Source organism: Thermogemmatispora sp. (assembly GCF_042408735.1).
Lineage (GTDB): Bacteria > Chloroflexota > Ktedonobacteria > Ktedonobacterales > Ktedonobacteraceae > Thermogemmatispora.
In genome coordinates this window covers 34,081-52,771 of sequence record NZ_JBHOQV010000017.1, presented here as the reverse complement: position 1 = coordinate 52,771, position 18,691 = coordinate 34,081, and the positions used below count along the sequence as shown (strand labels likewise).

Below are 18,691 nucleotides of genomic sequence, written 5' to 3'. Positions count from 1 at the left end.
GCGCGCGGCAATGAACGGCCTGGCGCAAGTGCTGAAGACGCCTGAGATGCCCTGCCCGGGCCGTCTGGGAGGCCGGCTGGCCGTTAAGACCGGGCGGGCCTGACGGTTCGACGGTCCAGTCCTCAAAGAGAGGGCTGGGATCATCGGCGGGCGGCCGGTATGATCGCTCACCCGCCCGCCAGGAAATCAAATGAGAGACATGTTAGTTTTGAACACAAATCCTGCGCACAGCGAGATGTGTGCAGATTTGGGAGAGCGGCCTTCCGGAAGGGCTGCACCTGGGTCGGCGGCGCCGGAGCAGGTTCGTCCACCCCGAGGAGGCCAGGCCGGCGAGCCACCTGGCCTGGTGCAGGCCGCCTCAGTCGGCTGATCCTGATCATGAGATCCTGGAGCCTGCCTTGTCTGGCAGCGATCCCGAAAGGAGCATGCTTATGTTGAGAAGAACGGTGCTTGTTGCCTCGCCTTTCCTGGCCTCGGCTCTGGCCGCCCCTGGCATCAGCGAAGATCCCACACTGATCCTCTCCGCCAGCGAAAGCGAAACCTCGGCGCGCCTGCTCATCAGAGCGGCCACCCTGACTCAGCGGGCCGGGCGCCTCAACGAGGCCCTACGCCTGACCCATGCAGGCCGCGAGCTGGTCCGGGGCCAGCTCTACGAAGAAATCGCCAGCGCCTACCTGGCAGTGCTGTGGGGCGAATACGCCCTGCTGCGCCACGACCGCAGCGCCCTGGAGGAGGCCCAGGAACTTGCGCGCGGCCTGCGCGGGCGTCTGCTGCGCGATGGAGACCTGCAGCAGATTCGCCTGCAGCTCGCCCTCCTCTCGACGCCCAGCGCATCCAGCCGACTCTGTCAGTTGACGCTTGAGGTCTGGCAGCAGCCCGAACTCATGCTGCTCGATGGAAGCTGGCACTGGGCCAGAGGCGGCTTCATCGTCAAGAGCCTGGAGTCCCTCATCCTCACGACCTACCTGGCGCAGGCCAGAGAGCTATTCCAGGCTTTCGCGGGCGAGGTGGCCAGCTTCCAGCTCTACGAGGCCCTGCGCTGGGGATGGCATGCCATTCGTCTTAGACTGCTCGCTCCCCCAGAAGAGCGACGGGCCTTTCGGCGGCTGGCCTGTTCTCGCGGCTATCTGCGCCAGGCCATCGTGGCTCTATGAGCGAAGCCGCACTGGAGTCATAGACCGTTCTCATCTCAACCCCACGGCCTGAGCGGGAGGGCTTGCAGGGAAGTTTACAAGCCCGTCTCTGACCAGCCGAAGCGGCTGGAGCTGGGGGACAGCCTTCCGAGGTCGAGAAGCGGCACTGATCGGGGAAGCAAGCCCACAGTGGCTTGCCGCGCCTGCAACTGGGCCAGGGAGAACCGAACGGCGGAGGGAGAGTGGCCACCTGGACGGGCAAGCCAGGACGAAGGGACCGCTGAAGGAGGCCGCAGCCGTCAACACGACGCGCCACGTGATCCGGAACGGCCTGTGCGCCCTGGGCCAGGAGGTTCGCTCCCGGATGGGCGGACGGACGAACGAACGAGCGGGCAGATGGATAGAGATCACAGCCAGATCACAGCTGCTCGCAGGTCAGCTAGCTGGCAGGGAGGGCGAGGGGCAGGCAGTGCAAGTTCCCATAGGTTTTTGTATAATCTACACGATCCAATCAAGCTTTTGCAGGGTTCACCGCTCTCAAGGGGGCACTGCCTGCGGGAGGCCATCTATGGAGACCATTCTCTTAGTGAGCTTTGCCATCGTTAACGTTGTCGTCACCGCCGTCTTTGCCGGCGTTGTCCTTGCCCAATATTTGCAGCGTCGCCGTCCCCATCAGCTCTACTGGTCGCTGGCCCTGGGCATGGCCTTTGTGGCCACGCTCGCCTACGTCCTGATGATTCCCGCCCAGCCGACGAGCACCCTGGGAATCGCCCTTTTCCGCCTCTACTACATCCTCGGCGCCGCCCTCACCTCGGCCTGGCTCGGTCTGGGCAGCATCGCCCTGGTCAGCAGCCGGCGTATGACCCTGGCCTGCCTGAGCGGGCTTGTCCTGGTCAGCCTCCTGGCCATCTTCTCGATCGCCACGGCGGGCGTCGATCAGCAGGCGCTCAGGCACGTCGTGGGCAGCTCGGGCCGCGGCGTTCTCCAGCTTGGAGCTGGCGTAGCCACCATCATCGTTCTCAACACGGTGGGAGTAGTGGCGGTGGTCGGCGTGCTGCTCTACTCCCTCTGGAAGCTGTTGCGCCGCCAGTCCTCGATTCGCGGCTTGCAGACCAGCCATATCTTCTGGGGCAACATTCTGATCCTGCTCGGGGAGCTGCTCAACGCCGCCGCCGGCAGCTTCGCGCGCTTCATGGGACTGGAAAGCACCTTCTGGCTTTTCATGGCACTGGGCTGGATCGTCTTCTTCTGTGGCGTCCTGCTCACCGGTCGGCGGGCATCCCAGGCGGCGCCCACCGGCCAGACGACGACCGGCGCCGGCGTCCCACTCTCCAGCCAGCAGCCGGCCTCATCCTAGCCCACGTCAACCCACGTCAACCCACGCGGCCTCAGCGGACCTGTCTTCCCCAACAAAGACCAGGAGCGAGCGCGAGACTGGCAGGGAACAAGGCTCTCGCGGTTCGCTCCTGGTCTGTCGCCTCATCTTCAGCAGGCGGGCTGGCCCTGAGCGAAGGTCGGAACCAGCCTGCTCCTGTCCGGCACGCTGGGCTAGCTGCCAGCCTGCAGCTCGCCGAGGGTCACCGTGACCGTCATTTGTTGATTGCCGCGGTAGACCGTGACCTTGGCGGTCTGGCCGGGACTCTTGTTGACCAGAATATCGCTGAGGGTCTGGTTATCGGTGACCTTCTGGCCGTCGATGGCCACGATGATATCGCCGGCCCGCAGGCCCGCGCGGGCCGCCGGTCCATTAGCCGTCACCGAGACGATCAGGGAACCATAGTCGACAGGCAGGTTATCCTGAGCCGCCAACTGGGGTGTCACCGAGGCCACGCGCACGCCCAGGGCGGCCCGGCCCGTATGGGTCACCTGGCCAGTGGCAATGATCTGCTGAGCGATGAAGCGCACGCGGTTCGAGGGGATGGCGAAGCCCACGCCGTTGGCCGGCGTATTGAACTCCGGATCGATGGCCGCCACCGTCGGAATGCCGATCACGTTGCCCGAGAGATCGACGAGGGCGCCGCCGCTATTGCCCGGGTTAATCGGCGCATCGGTCTGAATAGCGTTGGCGATCACAGCGCTCCCCTGACCCTCCTCAGAGACCGTGCGGCCCAGGGCGCTGATAATGCCATGGGTCACCGTCTGCGTCTCGCCCAGGGGGTTGCCGATGGCCAGCACCTCCTGCCCCACCTGCAGCTTCGAAGAGTCGCCCAGGGTAGCGACCGTGATGTTGCTCGGCGGATTGATCTTAACGACCGCCAGATCGTCGGCGGGGTCGGTGCCAGCCACCTGGGCCGCCAGGTGCGTCCCATCAGCCAGGACGACCTCGATCTGCTGAGCATTCTCCACCACGTGGTAGTTGGTCACGATGTAACCACGCTTGTCAATAATGACCCCGGAGCCGATGCCCGACGCACCGGAGGCCGTCGAGACATTGATCTGCACCACGGCAGGCTGCACCTTTGCGATGGCCGCCTCGCGCGCCTGCTCGGCAGTCGTTACGACCTTCGTGGTCGTTGTGGTCGTGCTGCTGCCCGTCTCCAGGGTCGCCGACGAAACCCCATGGGCGTTGCCAAACTGCCAGCCAGCGCCGAAGAGCAGCCCGCCAAAGAGCACGGCCAGGACCAGAGTGATCACGACCGCGCGCCAGGAGGAGCCTCGTCGCGGCGCCGTCGGCGGCATGACCGGGCCACCTGCCCCATAATACGGGGAGCTGGCGAGCAGCCCTGGATCGCTCGGCCCTCCCGGCCCTCCTGTTCCCGCCGCAGTTCCACCTGGATGGTACGGATAAGCAACTGTCTGCTGATCGTGGGGATCTGCCATCCCCGCTTCGTCTTCTGCGTGCGGATTATACATGAGCCTGCAACCTCCGTCTATACTCTCTCCCGACACTGCTTTCTATAATACTACTAAAGAGAAGGTTCCCGGGTGAGACAGCGGACCGGCCAGACAGGCAGAGCGCAGAGCCGGCTTTCCCAGCTCGCGCCGGCGCGCTCGCCCGACCCTCCGGGTCAGTGCTGCCTCTCCAGACACTATTGGGATAATGTCGGTCACAACCAGGTTCGTGCATTTGTCTTCCTGCCTGTACTATAGCGGGAGATCGTCAGAGATTCCTTAGAGATCTGTAAAGGATTTGTAAGCCCGCATCAGGGATGGAGCACCAGAGAGGCGCAGACCCCTCTTGCCCGGACAGTCCTTCTCATGAGATAATGGCATCTACAGATAGCGAGGCTGCGTACTCTGCTAGCAGGACAGAGAAGAGGCAGCCCTCAAGGCAGAAAAGGAATGGCAGAGAAGCAAACTCCCCAAGAGAGACAAAGGCAGTCAAGCGACGAGGACCTCTGTCGTGAGGCCAGAGAGCAGCTTCAGCGCCGCGACTGGCAGGCCGCCGCCGCCAGCTTCCGGCAGCTTCTGGCGCGCGATCCCGAGGATGAAGCGGCCTTAACAGGGCTGGCCCTGGCCCTCGATGGCAGCGGGGCCTATGAGGAGATGCTGGCCGTCAGTGAGCAGGCGCTAGAGCTACAACCCCTCTCCGCCCTGGCCCTGGCCTGCAAGGCGCGGGCCTTGCAGAAGCTCGAGCGTCTCTCTGAGGCCACGATCGCCAACGACCAGGCTCTGCTGCTCGACAACCACCTGGCTCTCGCCTGGCTCAACCGCAGCGGCCTGCAAATTCTCCAGCAGCGCTTTCCCGAGGCCCTGCGCAGCGCCGAGCGCGCCCTGCAGCTTGATCCCAGCGACGCCCGCGCCTGGGCCAACAAGGGCACGGCCCTCTTGAACCTCGGCCGTTTGCCCGAGGCCCTGGAAGCCTTCAATCAGAGCCTGGCCCGCGATCCCGACTATCTTTTCGCCCTTCAGATGAAAGGAGAAATTCTGCGGCGCCTGGGGCGCCCCCAGGAAGTGCGCGAGCTGATGCAACGCGCTCTGCAGCTCGCCCCCCATGATCCTCTCTCCCACTCCCTGCTGGCCCAGGCCCTGCGCGCCCTGGGCGAGATGGAAGAGCTATTCGAGGTTACCAGCAAGCTGACCCGTCTGACGCCCGGTAGCCTCCTGGCCTGGGAGATGCACATGCGGGCCTTGCGCAGCCTGGGGCGCTTCGAAGAGGCCGTCGAAGCCATTGAGCGCGTGCTGGAGCTTGATCCCCACAACGTGCGCTTCTGGACCATCAAGGCTGATAACCTCTATCGCCTGGGTCGCTACCGCGAGGCGGCCCGCGTCGCCAGCCAGGCCTTGCAGCTCGCTCCCGACTATCGCCCAGCCCAGCGCATCCACGAAAAGGCCGTACGCCTGATGTACCAGCACAAGGAGCGCCGCCTGCGCTGAGTCGAGCCGGCGCGCCAGCCCGCTCGGGCCAGATACAAGGCGCCAGGAGAGCTGTCGAGAGGCGAGGGACCAGCCGCCCTCTTTCCTCTCACCCTACATTTCCAGCAGCCGCTGCAGCAGGGGCAGGAGTAGATCCTGACGGTGGGCGCGCAACGGCGCTCGCAGACGCTCGGGGACGAGCACCCGAATGCGCCGCTGATGCAGCTCATAGCGGGCCAGATCGTCCGGTTGCAGGCCCGTGGCCTGGACCCAGGTCACCAGGGGCTCCATGCCCACCGGGGGATTGGCAAACCAGACCCAGACATCCATCTCCCAATTGACCGGGCGCGGAATGTCGATCAGCACCTCGTAGTCGGCAATCTCCGTCTCCAGGGCCCGCGCCAGCTCCGCCGCCAGGGCCTGTTCAAGGCGCCGTCGGCGCTGGGCATCCCAGTAGAGCGCATCCAGGCGCTGAAAGAGCTGACCCGCCGGGCGGCTGATCTCTAAAGCATCCTTATAGGGCCGGCGCAACTCCAGCGCCTCCGTCAGAGCCTGCGAGGCCGGCGGCATCTGCGGCTCAGCCAGCAGCGTCAGCAGCGAAGCATCGTCAAGGCCAGTCAGCCGTTCAGCGCTCAAGGCTCCCGCCAGGAGCGCCTCCTGCACGGCGCGCATCAGCATCACCTGAAAAGCGCGATTCGTATGATGCCAGTAGATATTGTCAAACATCTCCTGGCGGGCGTGCAGCAGCGAATGCAGCGGACTGATCCCCTTATGCGTCACCACGATGCGTCGCTGCCCCTGGACAGCGGGATGGATACGTAAGGCTCCCTGCAAACGCGCCACATCGACGCCCCCGTAGGGCACGTTGCAGGCTCGCGCATCCCGCGGCAAATAGTCCAGCTTGTCGACATCCAAAGCCCCACTCAACAGGCTGCGCAGCAGCTCGTCATCCTCGGGCAGGCGCTTGCCCGGGGGTGGATCAATAAAGTCGGCCACCCGCTCGGGCGAGAGCTGGTACTCCTCTTCCAGGATGGAGGCAATTTCGCTGTTCTCGATAATCGAGCGTCCAACGCGCTCATGGGCAATAATAGGATGGCCCAGCTCCTCAATCACGTGCGAGAACGGATAGTGTCCGATATCGTGGAGCAGGGCCGCCACAATCAGGGTCTGCACGCTCTTGAGAGAGACCCCGTGGAGACCCCCGTTGTTGCCGCGCTGGAGCAGCGCCCGCACGGCGCGCACCGCCAGATGGTAGCAGCCCAGGCTATGTTCATAGCGGGTATGCGTCGCCCCCGGCCAGATGCGATAGACAAAGCCCAACTGCTTGACCTTTTGCAGGCGCAAAAAAGGGGCGCTGCCAATCAGCTTGATTTCCCGGGGACCGAGCGGAATCAGATCGTAAAGGCTGTCTCGCACCGTACTGATGGGATTGTCGTCGGGCAGGAGCGGGAAGCCACGCTGATCGCGCCAGGGCTGCCACATGCCTGGCTGGATCACCGCCGTCCCCGCTGGCGCTGCCTCCTCCCCCTCCTCCTCCTCTACCTCCGCCAGCCGCCCGCCTTCGCCGGTCAGTCCCGCCTGAGATTCCAGGGCGAGCCAGTCCCTTGGTTGCTCCTTCATAACTCCGTCGGCAGGCTACCCACGGGTTCCACCGTGGGAGGAATGCCGCTCCTCCTTTCCATCAGGAAAGCCCTCGCTTCCTGGACAAGTTCGCGTTGCTTGTGGCTGGCACTGGCATAGACCCTGCTACCATCAAGGGGGCACAGATCTGCTCTGCTGGGTTCACACCCCAGGCCAACCGTCCCCCGCCGGCACACGCCCTCAACAGGGCGAAAACCATCTACCAGCCTGGGAATAGTCCGCGCTGTCGCTGCCGCTCTTCCTGCTGGCCGCTGTGCGCAGTCGGCGGCCATTGGACAGGACGAGCTTCATCAGGCGCCAGGCGCCATCGGAGTAAGCCAGGGGGTTCCCACAGAGGCGGCAGGTATTCCCCAATCAGATTTCTCTCCTTCGTGTTCAACCTGGGCCTGCACGGAGATCTTCCTCTGCGACCTGGCTGGGGCTACAGGATCGGGCAGTACTCTTGCCCTAGCCATGGCCCTCCGACCTTGCATTGACCCGGCGCAACACCTATAATAGGCGTATCTTTCAGGGAAGCCAGACAGCGTGCTATGCAAGCGACGGGCGCTTCATTCCCGTCGCTTTCTCATTTGTAGTCGCGCTTTCCTGCATGCACAAGCATCTTTCTGTCTGTCACAGGAACATGTGGAAAGAGGGAGAACCAGCACCGATGACTACGCCACCAGCTCAACCGGCCTGCAAGCTGCTGGTGATCGATATCGACGGCACGCTGCTGACGCCCGGGGGCGAGATTACCGAAGGGACGCGCGCCGCCATCGCCGAGGCCCGGGCTGCCGGTGTGACCGTGACCCTGGCCACCGCCCGGCGCTATGGAAACACGGCCAGCATCGCGCGCGAGCTGGCCTTAACGGCCCCGCTGATTCTCTACGATGGAGCCTTGATCGTCGAGCATCCCGGCGGGCGCATCCTCTACAGCAACCCGTTGCCGGCCCAGGTCGCTCAACAGGGCATCGCCCTCTTTCTCGCCGAGGGCCTGCAGCCGGTGATTCAGCCGCTGGGCGACCCCCTGCACGAGGAGGTCTGGACCGGCCCCACCGAGCTTGATACGTCCTGGCAACAGATCTACTTTACGGTCCACGCCGCCGAACTGCGTCGCCTGCCACGGGAGCGCCTGCTTGACCTGGACAGGCCGGTACTGCGCCTGGTCGCTCTGGAGGCGCCCGAACGGCTGCGCCTGTTGCTGCCAGCCCTGGCAGCTCTCGATTGCTCCTGGCTGCTGCTGGAGCGCGGCAACTACGAGAGCGGGGAGCTATCCCTCCTGCGCGCCGGCTGCTCCAAGGCCACAGCCGTGGCCGCCCTGGCCGGGCGGCTGGGCATTCCACTGAGCCAGGTGATGGCCATCGGCGACAACGAGAACGATATCGGTATGCTCTCGCTCGTTGGCCTGGGCATCGCAATGGGCCAGGCCAACGCGGCAGTCAAGCAAGCGGCACGGGCCATAACCACCAGCAACAGCGAGGATGGCGTGGCCTACGCCATCGAGCGCTACCTGCTTCGCCCGGCCCGCACCGCCGATTCGAACTCGCGCAGCCGCTCGACCTGCTTATGATTCGGAGCCGCCTGCCAGCGCCGCTGCTGCACCAGCGCCAGGGCATCGCGCGCATGCATGCCCCCATAGACGAGGACGGCGCAGGCCAATAGAGCGCTGCGACCAACCCCGTGCTCGCAGTGGACGAGCACGCGCCCGCCATGCTGGATACGCTCGTTGACCCAACGTGCTCCCTCCAGCAGCTGCTCCAACGAGAGCGGCTGCGTATCGGGCGTGGGCAAATGGAGCAGCTCAATGCCGGCTTTCGCCAGAGCCTGGCGGTCATCGACGTATTCGGCGCGCGTGTCAACCACATGGGTGACGCCCAAACGCGCCAGGGCCTTGATATCCTGGGGATGAATCCGCCCCCCAACGGCGAGCTGATCGGTGATCCAACTCAGGTTGAGCTGGTCAGGGAGAGGAATATGTAAGGCGCGTGCCAGGCGCTCGGTCGGCGAGTTCTCCGGGAAGAGGTGCGCGGCGATGCGCGTCCAACGACGATAGAGAACCCGCACGACGCCGGTCAAGGCCCAGCGCCAGCGCGAGAACTTGAGATGCGGAGCCTCGCCAGAGACCGGCGCCGTCCCTGCCGTCGTCAGCGGGGGATCAGCCCAGGCAGAATATCCCGCCACGGGCGCCTGCTGCGACGTGTGGCCTTTGTTTAGCTCTTCATTCGGATGCTTCTTGTGCTCCATGCTCTATAAGAAAACCTGCCCCCTCATCTTCATGTTCGTGTACCTTGCCTTGCTTTGCCAGCCATCTTCATTCAGCCCATCCCCCCTTCAGGGCGCTCCCCCCTCGCGAGGCAACGAAACTTCGCTCGCTCCTCCCTGCCGGGGCGCGCGGGCTAGCGCGAGACCACCAGCGGTGGCAGGTCGGTGGCCCGCCCCTGCTCCTCAGCGGCGTCGCGCTGCATAACGCGCTCCAGCGCCACAATGGCGCACTCTATCATGCTATCATCAGGCTCGCGCGTCGTCAAACCCTGGAGCGCCAGGCTTGGAGCCAACAGGAAGCGCACCGGCGGCAGGTGGTACCAGGCCGCTCCCAGGCGCAGGACTTCATAGGCCAGGGCGGCAATGACAGGCACCAGCAAGACGCGCGAGAGCAGGCGCAGCCAGAGCGAGGGGAAGCCCAGCAGGGCAAAAACGAAGATCGAGATGACGACCACCAGCAGCAGGAAACCGGTGCCGCAGCGGGTATGGACGCGCGAGGCGGCGCGCACATGAGAGACATCCAGGGGCTCGCCCCGCTCCATCGCATTGATGGCCTTATGCTCGGCCCCGTGATAGCCAAAGACACGCTGGATCTCGGCCAGGCGCCCAATCAGCAACAGATAGCCGATGAGGAGCGCCAGACGGATCAACCCTTCGAGCAAGAGATTGAGCCAGCCAGCCCCGGGCGGATGCGGCAGCAGGCCGGCGAGAAAAACAGGCAGCAAGAAGAAGAGCGCAATGGCAAAAGCCAGCGAGACCACCAGCGGGCCGGCCAGAGCCAGCCCAGCGGGCCGAGCCGGAGCCTGTTCTCCAGCAGGCGTCTGGGCTGTCGATGGCTCCTCTATCCCCAGGGCCACGTTGGCCGAGAGCGCCATCAGGCGCGTCCCCAGCACCAGCATCTCCCAGAGCAGCAGCAGACCACGCAGAAACGGCAGCCGGAACAAAGGATTGCGATAGAGCCGTGGCTGCAACGGCTCCTCGTACAGGTAGATGCTCCCATCCGGGCGGCGCACGGCCATCGCTACCGAGGTGCGTCCGCGCATCATGACGCCTTCCATGACGGCCTGGCCGCCATAGTAAAACCTGGAAGATCCCGCTTTGAAGCGCTTGGCCATCATTTCCCCTTGACTTTGGCAGTGGCCACCTGGGCCATGACTGGCCGCTCCTCCCAAGGACCCGGCTGGCCCGGGGGCGGCAGGTAGCTGAGAATGAGTTGAGCAATGTCAAAGGAGGCCTGGGGACGGCTCAGACGTCGGGCGTTCTCGATCCGCCGCTGCAGCAGGGTCGATCCCGGTTCGAGCAGCTCTTGCAAGGCCCGCACCAGTTGCTTCGGCTCCCGCGCCAGCACGCCAACGCCGTTGCGCTCGACAAAGGTGACGTTGCCCTCCTCTTGCCCGGGAACGTAACCGCTGAGGATGATGGGCAGGTTGCAGGCCAGCGCCTCGCAGATGGTGCCCGGGCCAGCCTTGGTGACAATGACATCGGCGGCATGCATCAGCTCGGGCATGTTGGTAACAAACCCCATGATTTTGGCGGACACCTGCCACTTGCTCTGCTCTTTGCAAAGCTGCTCATAGAGACGGCGGTTGCGCCCTGTGACAACTACTAGCTGCACCGGCAGCCGCGCCTGCGAGATGGCTTCAGCCGCCGTACGCAGCCCCCCGCTGCCTTCTCCCCCTCCGACAAGGAGCACAACCGGAGGCTCAGGCTCCAGTCCAAGCCGCGCCCGCAGCTCCTCGCGGCTGGCCACCGGCAGGCTAAAGCGCGGATGAATGGGCATACCAAGCAAATGGACACGCTGCGGGTCTAGCCCGTGCTCCAGGTAGAGCTGTCTGGTCTCTTCAGTGGGCACCACGTAGGCCGTGGCTCCCTCGGTAAACCAGGAATGATGAGCCGAAATGAGATCGGTGACAACGACAAGGAAGGGCACCGGACGCCCCAGATGCCGCAGCGCGGCCACGGTAACATAGTTGAGCAGCGGATGAACAGAGACAATGACGTCAGGCCGTAGCTCGCTGAGTCGTCGCTCCAGCCTTTTGAGCATCAAAGGACTGAGGAGCCGCTGAACTTCGTTGATGCGTTGGGGATGATTGGAGAGGTGAAAGACCAACCCATAGAGTCCAGGCGCGTAGCGACTGGCTGGACCATACAGCCTGGCGAATTGACGCAGGGGAAAGCCTCCACATTCCTCGAAGGCTTCGACGATTTCAAGACGGAGCTTTGGGCTAGCCTCTTCTCCTCCTTTGGCCTCTCGTCCGGCAGCCGCTCCATTGCTCGCCTCTGAGCGCGGCTGCGGCTCTGGCGCCGCCTCCGGCTCGCCCCGCCCCAGCCGCCCGCCGTCCCCATTACTCGCCGCGCGCTCCTGTAGCTGCTCAATGGCGCTGCTGAGGGCCAGGGCCGCACTACGGTGGCCTCCTCCCGTATCGGAGATCAGAAAGACAATACAGCGTTGACTCACCGGGGCACGCTCCCCCTTCCGTTCACTGCCCGGCTCCCTGGCAGGAACCGGTAGGACGAGTATAGCATAGCCCAGAGCAGAGAAGCAAGCAGCGTTCTCTCTCCCTGCTCCTGCACGATATATCACTTACTAATCGAAGAGGCGAATAGACAGGAGGGCCGATCTCCTGTCCTGGGCCGCGCTCAGGTCGGTAGGCTCGGGCCAGCTCAGCCCGCTCGTGGCGGGCCGGGCTGAACTGAGCGCGAGACAGCGCGGAGGAGCACAGGCGATCGGCCCTCTTCCATCTGCCGACGGCTCTCACTTCATCGTAGCTTCTTCTTCCTGCAGGTTAAAGCGCCGGCGGAAGCGCTCCACGCGGCCAGCCGTATCGAGAATGCGCTGCTGACCGGTGAAGAACGGGTGGCACTTCGAGCAGATGTCGACCTTGAGCACCGGCTTGACGCTCAAGGTCTGGAAGGTATTGCCACAGGAACAGACGACGGTGGCCTCGACGTAGGTCGGATGAATGCCCTTCTTCATGACACAGACTCCCTAGTCATATTGACACGTAGGATTAATGGCAAGCACAATGGTATTGCCTACGCTGGTAGCGACACGATTGTAGCGAGAGGAATGGAGCACGTCAAGGCGCGGCGCCCCGCAAGGCGGGGCCTGTCCACGCCAGCGCGACCGCGGCCAGCCCTTGCCAGCTCGCTCCCTCCTGCGGGGGAGCTTTCTTCCCCTTCTCTCTCCTTCCCCCGAGCAGGACACAATCGGTCACTCTGCCCTGGACCCGGGGACGGATGCCTGCACACGGGTTTATTCTATCATAGAAACACAAATCTGGCGGGGTTTATGCCCGATTCTCCCGCCGGCCTTCGCCCGTCGCTGCTGGCTCATGTGGTACACTGCACCTGGACAAGGTGATCTATTCCCGCCCGCAGGATAGGAGCGGAGCGGTTAGAAGAGGAGGCACTTGCCCAATGATTGAACGCTATACCCTGCCGGAGATGGCCGCTATCTGGTCGGACCGGCATAAAACAGATACGTGGCTGCGCGTGGAGCTGCTGGTCTGCGAGGGCTGGGCCCGTCAGGGCGTGATCCCTGCCGAGGCGCTGGCGAAGATCCGCCAGGCCAGTTACGATGCCGAGCGCATGCGCGAGATCGAGCGCGAGACCCACCACGATGTGATCTCGTTTCTGCGCTCGATTCAGGAGCGGCTGGGACCAGAGGGCCGCTTTATCCACCTGGGCCTGACGTCTTCGGATGTGCTGGATACGGCCCTGGCGGTGCAGATCAAGGAAGCTGGCGCTTTGCTGCTGGCCAGTCTCGACCGCCTCCTGGCAACGGTGGAGCAGCAGGCCCGCGCCCATAAGCAGACCGTGATGGTCGGGCGCACGCACGGCATCCATGCCGAGCCGCTGACCTTTGGGCTGAAACTGGCGCTCTGGGTCGATGAGCTGCGACGGGCGCGCCGGCGGCTGGAGGCGGCTCTGACGGAAGCGGCTGTCGGCAAGATCTCTGGCGCTGTGGGCACGCACGCGACGATTCCTCCACAGATCGAGGAGTTCGTTTGCTCGGAGCTGGGCATCGGCGTGGCCCCTGTCTCCAGCCAGATCGTGACCCGCGATCGCCATGCGCAGCTCATGACGGCGCTGGCGCTGGTTGGCGCCTGTTTGGAACAGATGGCGCAGGAGATTCGCCATCTGCAGCGCACTGAGGTCGGCGAGGTCTTTGAGCCGTTCGCCTCTGGTCAGCAGGGGTCATCGGCGATGCCGCACAAGCGCAATCCCGAGCTGTGCGAGCGCCTCTGCGGCCTGGCGCGCGTCCTGCGCGGCTTCGCGGTCACAGCCCTGGAGAATGTCGCCCTCTGGCACGAGCGCGATATCAGCCATTCTTCAACTGAGCGTATTATTCTGCCCGATGCCTTTACGCTTCTGCACTATATGCTCCATATTTTCGGGCAGGTGATGGCCGGTCTGGAGGTGGATACGCGCCGCATGCAGGCCAATCTGCAGATGACCGGGGGCTTGATTTTCTCACAGCGGGTCTTGCTGGCGCTGATCGAGAAGGGGGTCGGGCGCCAGGAGGCTTACAAGATGGTCCAGCGCAACGCCCAGCGGGTCTGGCGCCTGGCCAGCGATGGTCCCATTCGCGGCCCCGCCCTGCTGGAGGCCCTCAGCAGCGATTCCGAGGTGACGCGCTATCTCTCGCCCGAGGAGCTGCAGCAGTTGATGCAGATCGATTACTACCTTCCCTATATTGACACCGCCTTCCAACGTCTGGGATTATCTTAGACAGGGAGGCACCGGGCACTATGCTTCCGACTGCGGCGGGGCAGCGATTTCTGCCCGGTGAAGGATCTGAGGTGTGACTAGAACCCTGCTTGCCTCAAGCGTCGAGCAGCCGCGGGCCATCGCGCGACGTCGGTGGCCTGGGCTGCTCGGCCTGGCACTCGTGACTGAGGGACTCTATGTCCTCCTGGTGCTGATGCTGAGACCGATCGCGGGCCTGGGACTGGTTCCAACTCCCCTGTCGGCCCTGCCTTCCTGGAATGGCCTGGCCCTTCCTCTTTCGCGCATCGGCGCCATCAGTCTGCTGCTGACTCTCTTGCTGGCGCTGGCCGCCTGTTATTTGCTGGCCATCTGGCGGGCCTGGGCCGGCGACTATCCCGGCCAGGTCGGGTGGATGTCCGGTCTGCTTGTGGGTCCCCCTTTGCTGTTCGGCCTCACCTTGTTGCCCTTGCCGGCTCTCTTCTCCGATACCCTCTTTGCTTCTCTCTTCAGCGGACGTCTGATCGCTCTCTACGGCCTCTCCCCCTGGCGCACAGTCTCGCCGGCGCTGGTTTCCGATCCATACTGGCCCTGGCTTACGCCGCTCACCCAGCATGGTCCGCTGGTCGCTGGCCCGCTCTGGGAATGGCTTTGTGCGCTCGTGGCCTTGCTGCCCGCCAGCGCTTCGCCGGCCCTGGGGCTGCTTCTGCTCAGGAGCCTGCTCTTACTGGTCCATCTGCTCAATACGTTCCTCATCTGGTCGCTCCTGGGTCGGCTGGCCGCTGCGCCGGGAACGCGCTTTGCCGCTAGCCTGCTCTACGCCTGGAACCCACTGGCCCTGCTGGCCATGGTCGCTGATGGGCATAGCGAGGGCTTGCTGCTGACCCTGCTGCTGGTTGCCCTCTGGTGGCTGCTGCGCCGGGAGGAGTGGGCGAGGACCTCGGAGAGGAGCGCTCTGCTTGCCGAGGTAGCGGCCCTGCTGGCGCTCGGCCTGGCCGTCGCCCTTAGTCCCCTGGCCCTGCCTCTCTGGCCGCTGCTGGTCGGCTTCTCTTTATGGCGGAGAGCTGGGAAGGTCCGCACGCTCTCGGCCCGGCTGTGGGCCTGGACCTGGCGCCTGTTGCTGCCTGTGGCGGTGCCGCTTCTGCTGGCGCTGCCTCTCTGGCGTGGTGGCGAGAGCTACCGCGCGGTCATGGCCGCAGCGGGCTGGACCTCCTTTGCCCGCTCGCCGCTGGCGCTGGTGGTTCCTCCTTTGCGCCGGCTCTATGCCCCATTAGCCGTGCTTCTGGATTCGCCGCGCTATCGGCGGCCCGATCAGCCCGCCGAGCTGACCGTCAAAGGTGGGGCCCTCTTCTGCTTCACCTGGCTTTTCATCTGGCTGCTGGTCAGCCTGCGTGCCCAGCTCCACGGGCGCCGCCAGGAAGCCAGCCAGGAGGCCCTCGTCGGGTCGTTCGCCCACGTCCAGGCTTTTTCTTCGCTGATCGCCACCTGTCTGCTGGCGCTCGGGGCCTGGCTTCTCTTGCTCGGCTTCAACTTCTGGCCCTGGTATGCCCTGCCCGGGCTGGGGCTGGCCGCCTTGCGCCGCCCGGATGCCCTGAGCCGGAGTGGGCTGCTCTTCTCGTTGACGTCCCTGCTGAGTTTTGCCCTGCTGGGAGTGGGCAGCTTTCTCGGGTTAGCCCTGGAGGGATTACTCATCTTTGCACCTCCTCTCGTCTATCTCACAGGAGTATTTTTCTGGAGAGGAAGACGAGCCATTTTCAAGGAGGCGCGAAGCAGCGCATGACAGACGAGATCAAACAGCGCAAGCTCGAACATATTACTGTAGCTCTGGAGGAAGGAATCGGAGTCGGTCAACGGGCCGGCTGGAGGGATATCCACCTTGTGCACCAGGCCCTGCCCGAGGTCGATCTGGAGGAGGTCGACACGACAACGTTCTTTCTCGGGCGGCGCCTGGCCTCGCCGGTGGTCATCTCGGCCCTCACCGGCGGCCATCCAGAGGCGGTGAGCATCAACCGCAACCTGGCGCGAGCGGCGGAGCGCTATGGGCTGGCGCTTGGAGTAGGTAGCCAGCGGGCCGCCCTGGTCAATCCGGCTCTGGCCTCAACCTATGCCGTTGTTCGCGAGGAGGCTCCCCACGCCTTCCTCATTGCCAATATCGGCGCCCCACAGTTGATCGATCAGGTGCGCCACTCAGCCTTCACGCGCACCCAGGTTGAGGAGGCCATCGCCATGATTGAGGCCGACGCCCTGGCCGTCCACATGAATGCCCTCCAGGAGGCCACCCAGGTCGAGGGTGACCGGCGCATGCGCGGGGTGGCGGCAGCCCTGCGACGCCTGACGGCAGAAAGCCCGGTCCCCGTCATCGCCAAGGAGACAGGGGCCGGCGTTTGTCGCGAGCAGGCTCTGCTCCTGCGCTCCTGTGGCGTGGCCGCCATCGATGTGGGTGGGGCCGGTGGCAGCAGTATGTCGGCCCTGGAGGCCGCCCGGGCCCGCGCTCACGGCGAGAAACAGGCCCAGGAGATCGGCGAACTCTACCGCGATTGGGGCATTCCGACCCCTATCGCCCTGGTGGAGGCCGGAGCGGCGGGCCTCCCCCTGATCGCCACCGGCGGCGTGCGCAGCGGGCTGGATGTGGCCCGCGCGCTCGCCCTTGGGGCAACGCTGGTCGGCATGGGCTTTCCGTTTCTGCGGGCAGCCAGCGAGAGCTACGAGCGGGTCTGCGAGCTGCTAGAGCAAACGCTGACGGAGCTGAAAATCGCCATGCAGCTCAGCGGGGCCGCTAATCTGACAGCCCTGCGCCAGGTGGATGTGGTAATTGGGGGGGAGACGCGGGCCTGGCTCAGCCTGCGCGGCTTCGAGGAGGAGCTGCGCACCCTGGCCAACCGCCGCGCCAGGGCCGCTGCCTACAAGCTGCCTGTCAGCGAGAGGCTGCCCGAGCAGAACGAGTGGCCCTCGCAGGCCGATGGTCACGGCTGAGCAAAGGTGGTCAGCGCCCTGGCCGCGCCCGCGCAAGGTTCACCGGCCAGGACGCTGGCTCAGTCTCTCCTCCAGAGCCTGCCAGTCCTGGACGGTGTTGACGTTGGTGAAGGAGCGCAGTTCGGGATCAAGAGGCCGCAGCTCCTTTTCGTCGAGAAAGCAGACGGGCACAACAGTCAGCAGGCTGCGCGGATTGCGCTGGCCCTGATCCAACAAAGCGGCAATGGTAGCCAGCAGGGAGCGCGGGTAGCGCGCCAGCAGTACCTGCGGACGCTCCTCAACCAGGGGGACAAAGAGCCGCTCATCGTGCTCGGAGAGACCGAGCAGCCAGGCCAGAAGCCGAGGTTCGACGAGCGGCAGGTCGACGGCCAGAACCACGGCCTGGGGGGCCTGCACGGCAAGCAGGCCGCTATAGAGACCCATCAGGGGACCTTGATCGGGGACGAGGTCAATGACCAGGCGGACCCCCGGCGGGAGATGGTCGGCATAGCCCGCGGCAGTGCCCTGATCGCGGGCCACAACCAGCACCTCCGGCGTCTGCGCCAGCGCCAGCGAGGCCAGGTGTTCGAGAAAGGTCCGGCCCTGCATCTCGGGAGCCGGCAGCGGCAAGAGGGCCTTATCGTAGCCCATGCGCTGACTGCGCCCGCCGGCCAGAATCAGACAGGCGGTAGCTGAACGCGTGGGCGCAAAGGTTTTTTGACGCTCAGCGGGACGCAGAATCTTTTTCATCGGCGGATGGCCAGAGAGCAGGCTGCCTCAGAGGGCTTCGAGCCTGGACAGCCGTCCAATCAACCAAAAAGGCCCCCTGGCCCGCGCCTATCCACGGCGCGAGGGCGAGGGCAGGCCCGATGACTTTTGGCTCACGAGCCAGGTTACGTGTTTGCCTATCTGTCTGTCTGCTCGCTCACTGATGGGCGGGCAAGCCGAGGAAAGAGAGTGCCTGTTCTGGCTAGCTCAGCCCAGCCTTGCTCAGCGAGAGGCCGCGCGCGCCTTGGCCTTGCGGCGGCTGCTCTTGGGAATGTACTGCTGGCGCTGCCGATAGGCCAGGAAACTCGCCTGCTCTTCAGGAAACTTGCGCACCAGGTAGACCACCCACCAGATTGCCCAGCCGACCAGCCACAGCAGCCACAGATAGCGCCAGATGCGCCAGGCAAAGAAGTACTGATCCAGATAAGCGCGGGCGAAAATCAGCGGATAGCCAACCAGGCAGATCGCCGCGAACCAGCTCAGATAGCGGTCCAGCATGTACTTGATCACCGCCTGGTTCTTGAAGAAGCGCTTGCGTCCCTCGACTGCGTAGTAGAAGCAGATCAGCAGTCCGGCGGTGCAGAAAACGAGCCAGGGCACATAGAAATGGAAGGCTTCGGGGCCGCCCAGGCCAGCGTTCTGCCCTGCCGTCCAGGGATCGGTGAAGAGCCAGCTAATCAGATTAAAATTCATCGTGCTCCCTTCTGCTCCGAGCGAATGAGTTCGCTGCGCTGCGCAGATATCAGCAGATATCAGAGGACATGATACCATGCTCGGGCTAAGGCGTCTAGAGGTTGCAGCGCGGCCTGACACTGGGCAAGCAGTCAGACAGGCAAGCCGGCGTGCGAAGGAACGGGCCAAAGGGCCAGCGGAGAGGAGGCGCTTCCCTCTGATATAATGAAGAGCAAGCGGTCTCCGCGCGACCCTATCTTATCCTAATGCCAAGGAGT

At 64.5% G+C, this 18,691-nt stretch carries 15 protein-coding genes; 7 read left to right on the top strand and 8 right to left on the bottom strand.

What is annotated here, in order from left to right; all coding sequences use genetic code 11:
- Positions 1-431 precede the first annotated feature (431 nt).
- The gene (locus ACFMO7_RS01545; RefSeq protein ID WP_376793779.1) at positions 432-1,154 is read left to right on the top strand and encodes a hypothetical protein; all 723 of its coding nucleotides are present in this window, start codon (positions 432-434) and stop codon (positions 1,152-1,154) included.
- A 547-nt stretch (positions 1,155-1,701) separates the two neighbouring features.
- Complete coding sequence (locus ACFMO7_RS01540; RefSeq protein ID WP_376793778.1) at positions 1,702-2,490, top strand: hypothetical protein; 789 nt, start codon at positions 1,702-1,704, stop codon at positions 2,488-2,490.
- Positions 2,491-2,681: 191 nt separating this feature from the next.
- On the opposite strand, the gene ACFMO7_RS01535 is transcribed toward ACFMO7_RS01540, so the two are convergent.
- Positions 2,682-3,986, bottom strand: coding sequence for a S1C family serine protease (locus ACFMO7_RS01535; RefSeq protein WP_376793777.1), 1,305 nt, complete (start codon positions 3,984-3,986; stop codon positions 2,682-2,684).
- Positions 3,987-4,415: 429 nt separating this feature from the next.
- Between ACFMO7_RS01535 and ACFMO7_RS01530 the strand changes: the two genes are divergently transcribed.
- A complete protein-coding gene (locus tag ACFMO7_RS01530) occupies positions 4,416-5,450 on the top strand; it encodes a tetratricopeptide repeat protein (RefSeq protein WP_376793776.1) in 1,035 nt (344 codons plus the stop codon).
- Positions 5,451-5,543: 93 nt separating this feature from the next.
- Here the strand turns inward: ACFMO7_RS01530 and ACFMO7_RS01525 are convergent, their stop codons facing one another.
- Positions 5,544-7,049, bottom strand: a complete 1,506-nt coding sequence (locus ACFMO7_RS01525; protein ID WP_376793775.1) for an HD domain-containing protein — start codon at positions 7,047-7,049, stop codon at positions 5,544-5,546.
- Between the two features lie 670 nt (positions 7,050-7,719).
- Here ACFMO7_RS01525 and ACFMO7_RS01520 point away from each other — a divergent pair.
- A complete protein-coding gene (locus tag ACFMO7_RS01520; RefSeq protein WP_376793774.1) occupies positions 7,720-8,619 on the top strand; it encodes a Cof-type HAD-IIB family hydrolase in 900 nt (299 codons plus the stop codon).
- Here the strand turns inward: ACFMO7_RS01520 and ACFMO7_RS01515 are convergent.
- From ACFMO7_RS01515 to rpmE, 4 genes are all read right to left on the bottom strand, one after another.
- Complete coding sequence (locus tag ACFMO7_RS01515) at positions 8,556-9,293, bottom strand: dual specificity protein phosphatase family protein (RefSeq protein ID WP_376793773.1); 738 nt, start codon at positions 9,291-9,293, stop codon at positions 8,556-8,558. The genes ACFMO7_RS01520 and ACFMO7_RS01515 overlap by 64 nt on opposite strands.
- 152 nt (positions 9,294-9,445) lie before the next feature.
- A complete protein-coding gene (locus tag ACFMO7_RS01510) occupies positions 9,446-10,429 on the bottom strand; it encodes a DUF1385 domain-containing protein (protein WP_376793772.1) in 984 nt (327 codons plus the stop codon).
- On the bottom strand, positions 10,426-11,769 hold the full coding sequence (locus tag ACFMO7_RS01505) for a glycosyltransferase (protein ID WP_376793771.1): 1,344 nt from the start codon (positions 11,767-11,769) through the stop codon (positions 10,426-10,428). Before ACFMO7_RS01505 ends, ACFMO7_RS01510 begins: the two co-directional genes overlap by 4 nt.
- Before the next feature lie 297 nt (positions 11,770-12,066).
- Positions 12,067-12,288 (bottom strand): 50S ribosomal protein L31, encoded by a 222-nt coding sequence (gene rpmE / locus ACFMO7_RS01500; RefSeq protein ID WP_376793770.1) that lies wholly within the window; start codon positions 12,286-12,288, stop codon positions 12,067-12,069.
- A 443-nt stretch (positions 12,289-12,731) separates the two neighbouring features.
- On the opposite strand from rpmE, the gene purB reads away from it, so the two are divergent.
- The 3 genes from purB to fni all read left to right on the top strand — a co-directional run bounded on the left by purB (position 12,732) and on the right by fni (position 16,994).
- Entirely contained in the window at positions 12,732-14,045 is a 1,314-nt protein-coding gene (gene purB / locus ACFMO7_RS01495; protein WP_376793769.1) for an adenylosuccinate lyase, read from the top strand.
- A 73-nt stretch (positions 14,046-14,118) separates the two neighbouring features.
- Positions 14,119-15,801, top strand: coding sequence for a hypothetical protein (locus tag ACFMO7_RS01490; RefSeq protein ID WP_376793768.1), 1,683 nt, complete (start codon positions 14,119-14,121; stop codon positions 15,799-15,801).
- A complete protein-coding gene (gene fni / locus ACFMO7_RS01485) occupies positions 15,798-16,994 on the top strand; it encodes a type 2 isopentenyl-diphosphate Delta-isomerase (protein ID WP_376793767.1) in 1,197 nt (398 codons plus the stop codon). The genes ACFMO7_RS01490 and fni overlap by 4 nt, the downstream gene beginning before the upstream one ends.
- Before the next feature lie 39 nt (positions 16,995-17,033).
- Here the strand turns inward: fni and ACFMO7_RS01480 are convergent, their stop codons facing one another.
- Entirely contained in the window at positions 17,034-17,723 is a 690-nt protein-coding gene (locus tag ACFMO7_RS01480; protein WP_376793766.1) for a molybdenum cofactor guanylyltransferase, read from the bottom strand.
- Positions 17,724-17,963: 240 nt separating this feature from the next.
- A complete protein-coding gene (locus ACFMO7_RS01475) occupies positions 17,964-18,434 on the bottom strand; it encodes a hypothetical protein (RefSeq protein ID WP_376793765.1) in 471 nt (156 codons plus the stop codon).
- Positions 18,435-18,691 lie beyond the last annotated feature (257 nt).